Raw genomic sequence first — 7,805 nt, 5'->3', positions numbered from 1 at the left:
GCGCAGCAGGGGGTACGGCTCGCAATGACGGCTAACAGTTCGTCATTGATTCGGGCCTGCGCAGCAGGGGGTACGGCTCGCAACGACATCGGGGGAGAAGTTTTTCAAGAGATCATCGTCGAAACCGCCCGCCATCGGGTAACGAAGACGTGCCTCTTTCGGCGCCCGCTCCGTGGCCGAACAAGCTGGGCGAAGCCCTCCCTTCCGACCGCAAAATAATCAGCCCCACTGAATCAAATATTTATTTTGGAGGGGGAGGGGCATAGGATCGACGCTTTCGCCACTACAGGAACCATGATTTGGACTTCTCCGCTCTTGATTCGGCCGTGGAACGTATCGAAGCTGATCCGCGTTCCGGCCAGTCACTACTGCTGTTTGCACTGACCAAGACTCTTTCGATTCCGCAAGGCGGTCACTCCTATCTTTTGACGAAACTGAAGGAAATGAATCCGGATACCCGGCAAATCGCCTATGGGTTGATGGAGTTGATGGCGAACGGCGGCTCTGCCGATCCGCGCTGGAAAGAAGCCGAAGAGAGGATGGACCGTGCCATCGGAGCCTGAATGCGAACCGCCGTTTTGGGAGCGGAAGTCACTGGACTCGATGGACGCCGCCGAGTGGGAGGCGGTTTGCGACGGCTGCGCCCGCTGCTGTCTCCACAAGCTGGAGGATGAAGACAGCGGTGAGGTGTTCTACACTCAGGTGGTTTGCCGCTATCTGGAGCAGGATACCTGTAGCTGCGGCGAATACAGCGATCGTCACCGGCTGCAGCCCGATTGTGTGGTTCTTACCCGGAAGGCCGTGGATGACTTTTTCTGGCTACCCGCGACCTGCGCCTATCGGCTGCTTGCCGAAGGGCAACCGCTGCCGTCATGGCATCCGTTGGTTAGTGGTGATCCGGAATCGGTTCACGAGGCGGGTGTCTCGGTACGCAGCTTTGCGATCCCTGAAGCTCAGCTCGAGTCCGAGGACGATCTCGAGGACCATATCATCAACCTGAACCGCGAAGCCGACTGACGATCGTAGGGTATGCATCGACTCGTGCGGAAGGGGGGCATGGATATCGTCGATGACACAGCTGTTGCCGCACCGCAGTTAACCACGGTGTACGGTTGCCGCAATCTTGCGGTTATCGGGGAGAACGGATCCGCCAGTAGACCGGGAAGCGCGGTTTGCCATACTTGGTCCAGCCGTAATGTTTGAAGGTGATAATGCTGCCAACGGGGGGAGGGTTGCCGCGCTGGGCATCGGTCAATCCCGAGCCCACGGCGAAGCGGGTTCCGTCCGGCAGTACCACCCTCAGTGATCCGACCATGCCCCTGTACTTGCCCTTGCCCGGGTTATAGCCCGTCACTTCGGCCTCGGCGTCTTCGAACGATTTGTGCTTGCGCAGGTGAGTGCTGCGGCCGGACTGGTAGGGGGACCCGGCAGCTCGCAGCATGATCCCCTCGCCGCCCTTCGCCTCGATATCGGACAAAGCCCTCGCCAGGTGTCTCTGTCCCGTGCAGCGGGTCTGTTCGGTTAAAAGGATTCTCGGCGAGGGGTTTTCGGTCAACCAGCGTCGAATGGTATCCATTCTCGCTTCAAATGGTCCGGCCTGTTCGGGCGCATCGAAGATGAGATAACGAATATCGCGCCAGCCTGGCCCCGGCTCACCATCGCGGACGATGGAAAGGGTGTCGGCAAAGCGACCGCGTCCGGCCCAGAGCTCTCCGTCTACGGGGAAGGGCGGCAGTGTGGCGCTGAAAAAATCGGGAATGTTGATTCGCATCCCATTGCAGCTAAGCATCCGTTCGCCGTTCCAATAGCCGCGGACGCCGTCGTATTTTTCACTCAGCCACCAGCCGGTCGGGTTACGACTTTCATCCCAGGCTGTTGCCAGGATGAGCTGCGGCGCCTCGGCACAGGCAGGTCCGCTCGCGAGAAGCAGCATCAAAACAAAGGTGACCGGGTGGAAGCGGCGAACTACGGACATGGCGGCAAACTCCTTTTGTCATCGTCTGAAAAAAACTATTGGTGCGAAGTAACTACTCACCCCCTCCGTCATCCCCGTGTCATTCCCGGTCATTTCCGGTCATTTCCGGTCATTCCCGCGTCATTCCCGCGTAGGCGGGAATCCAGAGGACGGAAGCATGGCTCAAAATGGATCCCCGCCTACGCGGGGATGACGGATTTCCCGGGCCCTGCGTGATCACCCGGGCGAGCAGTTACGGTGCGAAGAGGCAATCAACCGGTTTTCCAGCGCCTCCATGAGCCAGTGGAAGCCGATTCGCTCCTGCTCAAGGCGCACCGCTTCGTCGAGCCTGTCGGTGGTCAAATCCGTGAACAGTGCCTGCTCCTCGCCGGTGAGTCGCTTCAGTTCGCCACGAAAGCGCTGCTCGGGCTTCTCCCACGTCCAGAATGCACGATGGGCGAGCAGGGTGGCGTGATCCATCAGGAAGGAGCGCGCTCGGGGGAATCCGGCACGGAAGCGGTCGAGGATGGCCAGGCCGTGGCTGTCGATGTCACCCCAGTAGTGGATGGTGACTCCGTGCAGCCACTCCATTTCGGCCAGGCGTTCCAGGCCGTAGCCCAGTCCGAAGATCACCAGGGCGCCAGGGGTTTCCGGAAAGGCGAGGCCGTTGATCTTGTTTTCCGTGACGAACACCTGCTCTACAGGGAGTTTGAGTGCGGCGAACTGCTCCGGTGGCAGGGAGATGTCGGACATGCCCTGAAGATACAGGTCAGGGTCCAGAATACGGAAGCGGATCAGCGGCGGCTCTTCGCGCAGGCCATAACGGCGGTTGAAGCGGCGCGCGCCCAGGGCTTTTCGGTCCACGGCGGAGTCGGGGAGCACCGCGTCGAGTAGTTCACCGAACAGTCCGCGGCGTGCCTCGATAAACTTGGTGTCGATAGCGGGGATATCGACCTGCCGCAGGTAACAGCCCGGACGGGGGTGGCTTTGGAACCACTCCAACACGGCCAGGATCCGCGGCCAGTGTTCGGCCTGTTCAAGCAGTTTGAGGGGGCACCGGATCATCCAGGCCCGCAATTCGGGAAGGCGGGTCAGGGTCGTATCGCACAACGCGTCGAAGCGTTCGGCGTCGCGCCTTCGTCCCAGCAGGCGCAGGGCATCCTCTTCGGTGGGGAGCGTCACCGCATCGGGAAGTGCATTGCGGCCCAATACGCGATGGTTGTGGGATTTCCACTCGATGGCGTAGCCGAAGCCCCGCTCCTCGCGGCTACTCTCCCGCAGCATTTGAACCCAGTGGCGGACTTCCTCGAAGCGCTCGCTCAGCTCGCGGGTGGCAGGCTTTTTCAGGCGTAGCGTGAGCGGGAACAGCGGCTCACCCTTGAGCCGGGCGGCGAGGATCTCGCCACGCTCCCAGCGCCGCTGGAGTTGCTGTTTGAGATGGGCGGGGGTGGTCCAGGACATCGCTCAGTTGACGGTCCAGTCCGCTTTCTCGGCCCGGTACTCCTCAATGGTGAGGTTGCGCAGCATCGAGCGCATGCCGTCCTCGTTATGTACAAAGCCGACGCTGGCCACGAACGGCTCGATGATATGGATCTTCTGCAACGGCGTGATGATGAGAAGCTGCAGGTTGAGGCGACGGAACAGCTCCAGGCCATAGCGGGCCGACTCGTCGGAACCGCGGCCGAAGGCCTCGTCGATCACCACGAAGCGGAACGAACGGGAGCGCCTCTCGCCCCACTCCAGTCCGAATTGATAGGCGAGGCTGGCGGCGAGTACGGTGTAGGCGAGCTTCTCCTTTTGCCCTCCGGATTTCCCTCCGGAATCCGAGTAGTGCTCATGCTCGGCATCGTCTTCGCGCCAGCGCTCCGAGGCGGAGAAGGTGAACCAGTTGCGTACGTCGGTGACTCGAAGCGTCCAGCGTTTGTCGAGTTCGGCGGTGCCTTCGCGACCCTTGAATCGCTCCACGATCTGTTTCACCTGGAGGAATTTGGCTTCGGTGTATTGCTCCTCCTCGGAACCGGTCAGTGCGCCTTCGGTACAGGTGCGCAGCTCCTGCTGGAAGTCGCGCACGTCGGGGTGGGGGGCCGGTTCCGCTAGCAGGGTGATATAGCGGCCGGGATTGTAGTCGATCTCGTGCAGGGAGCGGTTGATGGTCTCGATGCGCTCGCGGATGGCTTGGCGTTCGCGGTTGAGCTGCGCCTGGAAATTGGCTACCTCACGGATGGTGTTCTCGTTCAGTAGCGCCTTGAAACGCAACTCGAAGCGGGGCAGGTCGTCGGCGGACAGTTGATCAAGCATTTTGCGGTAGTCGTCGGTAGCGGCCACACTCACGTCCACTTCCCGGGTCTCCAGCGGATAGCGCTGGCAATAGGCCTCCATGGCCTTGATGATGCGCTCGGCCAGCCGCTTGAGACGGCTCTCCGATGTGTCGATTCGGCCCTGGAGCCACTCGCGCATGTCGCTCTGGCGGTTGTCGCACGACTCCACGGTGAGGGTGTGCTCGCCCAGGGCCTCCCCGCGCATCCCCTCCAGTCGGGGAAACCACTGCCCGCGCGCCTCCGCGGGCGTCGCCTCCAGCAGCGTGCGCGCCTCCTGCATCTGCCCGCCGGCGTTGTCCCGCTTCTCTTCGGTCTTGGCGCGCTCCTTTTTGGCCGCGTCGAGTTGCTGTTCGTTGATCTTCAGATCAGCTTCCAAAACGGCGAGCTGCTCCTCGAGGGCGCGCAACAGGTCCGATTCCGCCTCCAGTTGCCGGCGCTCGCGCTCCAGCGTTTCGATCTCGACCCCGAGCGGGCGCCAGTCGATCTCCCGGAATTCGTTGAAGAGTTCCAATTGACCAAGCCGCTCCAGGCGCTGTTGCAGGGTCGATTGAAAGGCCTGCTGTTCAGCAATGCTGTTGCCGATCGTCTGCATGCGCTGCTCCAGATCGGTGCCGCGCTTTTCGAGCGCCGCAATCTTGGCGGCGTTGGACCAGCCGAGCACATAGCGGGAGCGGTCGTCAATACGGTGGCGGTCGTCTTTCTCGTGGCGCTCGCCGCCCGCCTTGGTTTGGCCGGCGTGGGTGACCGCCTGCTTTTCGCGCCGGAACTGGTCGATGCTGTCGCAGCAGGCATAGTCAAAACGCCTTGCCAGTTCCGTTTCCAGCCACGGATAGAACCCGGAGTCGGGCTTGATGGCCAGCTTGCGCACCAGGGAGTCCGCATGCAGGCCGGAGAGATCCGCCGGGCGGCGCCCGCGCACCCGGAAGTAGACCAGACGGCCGCACAGGTGGGTACGGTCAACCCAATCGGCCACGGCGCCGTAGTGCGTTTCAGGCACAAGCAGGGAGAGGCCGAAGTTGTGCAGCAGGCGTTCCGCTGCGCCCTCCCACTTCGATTCCTCTTCACGCACCTGGATCAGCTCGCCGGCGAAGGGCAGAGTCTCCTGGTCCAGGCTCAACTCTTTGCAAAGGCGTTCGCGGACGGCGAGCACCCTGGCGGGGATATTGGAGCGGCGTCGGCGCAGGGAGTCGAGCTCGGTGGTGATCTCCTCGTGCGCCTGGCCCAGGTCGCGAAACTCCATCGAGCTCTCGGTGATGCTGTTCTGTACCTCGGCCTGCTGCTCCCCGGCGTCGCTGCGTGCGCCGGCGATCGCCTGCCGGTTGTCATGGAACGCGTCGGCATCCTCGGCCAGGTGCAGATCCAGCGCCTCGGCCAGTGCGGCGTACTGGTCGGCACGCTGTCGCCGTTCATTCCTTTCGGTCTGTTTCCGGAGGATTTCGACCTTGATGCGCTCGATGCGATCGCCGCCATTGTCGCGGATGGCCTGTTTGAGTTCGTCGCGCTTGTCCCGTCGCTCCTGACGCTGACCGTCGAGCCCGTCAATGCGTCCATCGAGCCGCTCCAGGGACTGCGTCAGTCCCTCCAGCCGCTTTTCAAGCAGCTGTATCTTGTGGTGGGCGAACCAGGGGCGCAACGCCTCGCGGCAGGCCCGCAACTCTTCCACCCGGCTGCTCGTTTCGGTGTGGGCATCGGCATCGCTAACCAGGGGCTCAAGAGCGCCGATTTGTGCCTTTGCTGTGAGAACCGCTTCGTGGGCGCGGTTGAGATCGTCGAAATGCTTGATTAGGGCATCGATCCGCGGCTCTACCGGGAACGGTTCGAGCATGTGGGCGCGCACGAATTCGGTCAGGTTGCCCACCGATTTCATCGACACCGTCTGGTTGAACAGGTCCATGGCCTGTTTGTTGTCGATGCCGAAGCGGCGGCGGAAGGCGCCGCCGTAGGGCGGGAAGGTGTCGTGGACCTCAACGCCGTGGGTCTTGCGCAGGCGCTTCTTCAGATCGGCGATGTCGCTGCCGAACCCGGCAAAGTGCTCGGCGATGGAGAGCGCCCCGTCCGCCACCACATAGAAGCGCGCCGGCTGACCCTGTGAGTCCTTGAGCCAGAAGACCTGGGCGAGGGTGACCTCCTGATCGTAGCCGGCATTGTAGAACCGGCCCAGGATGACCGAGTAGTTGTTGTGGTCGCGCAGCGCCACGGCGCGGGAGACGGAGCCCGATGCACTGCGTTCCGACTTGTAGTAGCCGAGGACGTAGGACTTGAGCGTGCGCTCTTTGGCGTCGGCGCCTGCCGCCTTGTTGTAGGTGATTTTCTGCGCCGGGACCAGCAGTGTGGTGAGGGCGTCCACGAGGGTCGATTTGCCGGAACCGATGTCGCCGGTCAGCAGCGCATTGTCGCCATCCGGCAGCAGCCGCCAGACCCGATTGTGAAAGGTGCCCCAGTTGAATACCTCGAAGCGGTGCAGCCGAAAACCAGCGCGGGTATCGCTGTCGGCAAAGTCGAGCAATTGTTCCTGGACGGAGGCAGTCATGACGCTTTTGTGGACGCTTGGCGCCCACCTTCCCGGCGCGCTCTTTCACTCATGTTTATCCCCACTCTCGGCGTGGGCCCGGTACTCGGTTAGCCTCTGATCGAACTCGGCAAGCCATTGGGCATCGACAAATGCTGTCAGGATACGCTTCACCTCGAAGTGGTTCGGCTGCCCGCGCATGCGGCGCAGGAAACCGAGCTCCACGACCTTGTTGATATGCGCGTCAATGCGGTCCACCAGCTTGGCCTCGTTGGTATCGTCCGGGAGAAACAGCCGTACCAGATCAACGATCTGCTCGCGGGAGAGGATTAGTCGCGGATCGCCGCCGGCGGTGTCGTGCTCGGCCAGTTTCCTTCTCAGCAAAGCCAGCAACAGACTGACGGGGTAACTCAACTGGCGTCGCGGCACCAGCCGCGGCAATTCCTCCTCGCCGTCAGACGTCCGACATTGCCGCAGATAGGCGTAACCCTCCGCCTCGTTCAGGAGCAGCTCCAGCCCGAGCACCGCGACGTAGTCACGGACCCGGGCCTGGAGCTCCAGCAGGTCCTGCCACGCCCTGGGGGCGGCATCTTCGTACACCACGCCCTTGAACAGGGCAACCAGGGCGTGGGGAAGTTTTTCGGCAGCGGTCGGGAATCCGGGCACGGCGGGCCTCGCCGGTTCATCATTCGGGACCGGCTATGTTAACCCAATCATCGGAGACAGTGCAGTCTCTGAGGTCAGGCTTCAGCCCGTCAAGCGTAAATGACGGCCTAACGGCCCATGGTGAGTTGCCCTGCCCCTCATTGCGAACCGCACCCCCTGCTGCGCAGGCCCGAATCAATGATGAACCTTTAGCCGTCATTGCGAGCCGTACCCCCTGCTGCGCAGGCCCGAATCAATGACGAACTTATAGCCGTCATTGCGAGGAGCCACAGCGACGCGGCAATCTGGGGTTTTGGGAGCAGAAGATTACTTCGTCGCTTAGGCTCCTCGTAATGACAGCGAGGGCAAGTTCATCAGG

Annotated in this window: 6 protein-coding genes; 2 read left to right on the top strand and 4 right to left on the bottom strand. The window is 62.2% G+C overall.

Annotated elements, in window-relative coordinates:
• The first annotated feature begins 299 nt into the window (after positions 1-299).
• Together Q7L05_RS16315 and Q7L05_RS16310 are read left to right on the top strand one after the other, a co-directional pair.
• Positions 300-563 carry a hypothetical protein gene (locus Q7L05_RS16315; protein ID WP_092992223.1) on the top strand — a complete coding sequence of 88 codons (264 nt, stop codon included), beginning with the start codon at positions 300-302 and terminating at the stop codon, positions 561-563.
• Positions 547-1,017: a YcgN family cysteine cluster protein gene (locus Q7L05_RS16310; RefSeq protein WP_303909196.1), complete on the top strand. Its 471-nt coding sequence runs from the start codon at positions 547-549 to the stop codon at positions 1,015-1,017. The genes Q7L05_RS16315 and Q7L05_RS16310 overlap by 17 nt, the downstream gene beginning before the upstream one ends.
• A 112-nt stretch (positions 1,018-1,129) precedes the next feature.
• On the opposite strand, the gene Q7L05_RS16305 is transcribed toward Q7L05_RS16310, so the two are convergent.
• The 4 genes from Q7L05_RS16305 to Q7L05_RS16290 all read right to left on the bottom strand — a co-directional run bounded on the left by Q7L05_RS16305 (position 1,130) and on the right by Q7L05_RS16290 (position 7,447).
• A complete protein-coding gene (locus tag Q7L05_RS16305; RefSeq protein WP_303909195.1) occupies positions 1,130-1,975 on the bottom strand; it encodes a DNA ligase in 846 nt (281 codons plus the stop codon).
• Positions 1,976-2,191: 216 nt separating this feature from the next.
• Positions 2,192-3,415 carry a DUF3322 domain-containing protein gene (locus tag Q7L05_RS16300; protein WP_303909193.1) on the bottom strand — a complete coding sequence of 408 codons (1,224 nt, stop codon included), beginning with the start codon at positions 3,413-3,415 and terminating at the stop codon, positions 2,192-2,194.
• A gap of 3 nt (positions 3,416-3,418) precedes the next feature.
• Positions 3,419-6,802: an ATP-binding protein gene (locus Q7L05_RS16295; RefSeq protein WP_303909191.1), complete on the bottom strand. Its 3,384-nt coding sequence runs from the start codon at positions 6,800-6,802 to the stop codon at positions 3,419-3,421.
• Between the two features lie 45 nt (positions 6,803-6,847).
• Positions 6,848-7,447 carry a DUF4194 domain-containing protein gene (locus Q7L05_RS16290; RefSeq protein ID WP_303909189.1) on the bottom strand — a complete coding sequence of 200 codons (600 nt, stop codon included), beginning with the start codon at positions 7,445-7,447 and terminating at the stop codon, positions 6,848-6,850.
• Between the last annotated feature and the right edge of the window lie 358 nt (positions 7,448-7,805).

It is taken from the genome of Thiohalomonas denitrificans (genome assembly GCF_016841685.1).
In the GTDB taxonomy this organism is placed as follows: Bacteria; Pseudomonadota; Gammaproteobacteria; order Thiohalomonadales; family Thiohalomonadaceae; genus Thiohalomonas; species Thiohalomonas denitrificans_A.
This window is presented reverse-complemented; position numbering and strand designations above follow the sequence as displayed.

Coding starts and splice junctions, on each gene's coding strand:
- Q7L05_RS16305 (WP_303909195.1), bottom strand. CDS start 1,975: ATGTCCGTAGTTCGCCGCTTCCACCCGGTCACCTTTGTTTTGATGCTG.
- Q7L05_RS16300 (WP_303909193.1), bottom strand. CDS start 3,415: ATGTCCTGGACCACCCCCGCCCATCTCAAACAGCAACTCCAGCGGCGC.
- Q7L05_RS16295 (WP_303909191.1), bottom strand. CDS start 6,802: ATGACTGCCTCCGTCCAGGAACAATTGCTCGACTTTGCCGACAGCGAT.